Source organism: Kitasatospora sp. NPDC088351 (genome assembly GCF_040685575.1).
Taxonomy (GTDB): domain Bacteria; phylum Actinomycetota; class Actinomycetes; order Streptomycetales; family Streptomycetaceae; genus Kitasatospora.
The window spans coordinates 1-2501 of the sequence record NZ_JBFBIL010000133.1; the positions used below are offsets into that span (position 1 = coordinate 1).

The window sequence follows — 2501 nt, forward strand, 5'->3', positions numbered from 1 at the left end:
CAGTTGCGCTCGCGTCACACACCACGGTCTACCGGATCAGGACCCGCCGCGAAGGTGAATCACACAGATTGATCACGACCGAATACGCGCCCTAACAGCTGACCGATCAGTAAAGGGAGGTCCCGCCCAGCTCTACCGGCCAGGCGGGACCCCACGATCACTGGGCGTACAGCCGATAGCTTCGAGACGACCAGTTGCTGCGGTTGCCGCCAAAGGAGGTTCGGCTGCAACCGCCCTGACTCCGCACCAGGAGCGGCCTCACATCGAGCCGCGCGACGAATTGAGCTGCGGCCGCCCATCATCTCCCGATTCATCCGTCACAAAGGCAGCCGCAGAACCTGACGGCGCGCACTTGATCAGCGCCAGAAAGCGTCAAGTGCGCACCCGTCAGGCTGAGCCCGCGATCACGGCTAGCAACCATCTAAACCATAGTTGTGACCGCCAGAGCAGATATAAAGGTAGAAACGACGCAGATAGTCACCAGCTCACGACGCCAAGCGACCTCCGCCCCCGATGTCGAACCGTGAAACCGTGAGACGAACGTGAGAGGCAGGCCCTGGTATACACCAAAGGCCGCTTCCTCGCGAACGAGAAAACGGCCTCTGACCTGACCATATGAGGGCCGGGCCCCCTTCCCTGCTCATCCGGGCGGTGCCTATCGTCCGGGTATGTACACGGGCTCGGAAAGGAGGCCCTCAATGTCTGTCTACGTCGGTATCGACGTGCACCGCAAGAGGTCCCAGATCGCCGTGATCGACGAGGACGGTGCGGTGCGGGTCAACCGCAACGTCCCCAACGGCGTGGAGACGGTGCTCGGGGTCATCGGGGACCTGCCGATCGGCACCCCGGTCGCGTTCGAGGCCGCCTACGGCTGGGGCTGGCTGGTCGAACTCCTGGAGGACTACGGATACCAGCCGCACCTGGTCCACCCGCTGCGGTGCAAGGCGATCGCCTCGGCCAGGCTGAAGAACGACAAGGTCGACGCCGCGATCCTGGGCCGGCTGCTGCGGGCCGACCTCCTGCCGGAGGCGTGGATCGCCCCGCTGGAGGTACGCCAGCAGCGGGCCCTGCTCCGCCACCGCTTCCAGCTGGTGCGGTTGCGGACGCTCATGCGCAACCGCGTCCACGCGGTCCTGGCCGGCCTCGGCCACGACCGGCCCGGCAGCTGTTTCACCGGTCCCGGCCGCAACTGGCTCGCGTCATTGGAGCTCCCGGACGCCTCCCGTCGCGTGGTGGACGACCTGTTGCAGGTCATGGACGCCCTGCAGGTGCCGATCGACGCCCTCGACAAGCAGCTCGCCGCGCACGCCAGGGGCGACCCGCGGGTGAAGGCCCTCATGGAGCTGCCCGGTGTCGGCACGCTCACCGCGCTGGTGATCCTCGCCGAGGTCGGCGACGTCACCCGCTTCCCCTCCGCCCGCAAGCTCGCCGCCTGGGCCGGCCTCACCCCCACCGTCCGCGCCTCGGACCTCACCGTCCACCAGGGGCACATCTCCAAACAGGGCTCCGCCTGGCTGCGCTGGATCCTGTGCGAGGCCGCCCAGACCGCCAAGCGCAGCCCCGTCTTCGCTGACACCTACCAGGCCATCGCCGCCAGGCGCGGCAAGAAGATCGCCACCACCGCCATCGCCCGCAAGCTCCTCACCCGCGCCTACCACCTCCTGCGCGACCCTCGTTTCGAGCGGGACCAGCGCAAGCGACCAGCCCGATGAAACCGCCACCGTGCGGATCGCCCGCAGACCCCGGGTGCGCTCGAAATTTCGCATGAGACGGCTCCGCCGCGCTCGATGACCTGACTGAGCAGCCCGGTCCCCGGACCACGGTCATGGCGCCGGCCACACCGGCCAGATGCCGGATGGGTGCATGTGACACCACACGCGGACCACCTGCCGGGGACGCCAACGATCCACATCCCAGAAGAACTTCACGCTTCATCGGCTGCCCACTGTCTGCCGCCGCGCATCGGTGTCCAGCTCGTTCGTCCTCGCCCGCTCGTCCCTCGTCGGGCTCCGGGCGCTCCAACTGGACTCCTCCCACACGGCGGCAGCACCAGCGACTACGAGGAAGCCCCGAAGACCACGCAGCCCCGGCAACAGCAGGACGAAACCCGAGGCCAGGAACCTACGCGCGCTTGACGGGCCCGGCCCTCATGGGTGCGATAATGGGGCGAACCCCTGTCGGGACGACAGGATTTGAACCTGCGACCCCTTGACCCCCAGTCGCCCGGCCATAGCCATCGCTGCACGTCAGACGGTAGACAGCCCACGCTGTTCGTTCCGCGAAAGGCGACTCAGAGGCAATGGTGAGCAACGCGTGGTCCCCGGCAAGGCCCCACCGGTCCCCCTTCCGCCACACCCCTCAGCCACACTCCGTGGGCAACCGCATACAAGGAAGTGACTCGGGATACTCAGAGGGCGGTTCGAGAGTTGATGTCCGTTTCGAGTTGAGGTTGGGGAGAGGGCTGCTGGCTGCGGGGGTTCGGTCGGCTACTGCTTCTTGGT

Annotated in this window: 1 protein-coding gene; it reads left to right on the plus strand. The window is 67.1% G+C overall.

What is annotated here, in order from left to right; translation table 11 throughout:
* Positions 1-698 precede the first annotated feature (698 nt).
* Positions 699-1712, plus strand: a complete 1014-nt coding sequence (locus tag AB0P06_RS36800) for an IS110 family transposase (protein WP_363615360.1) — start codon at positions 699-701, stop codon at positions 1710-1712.
* Positions 1713-2501 lie beyond the last annotated feature (789 nt).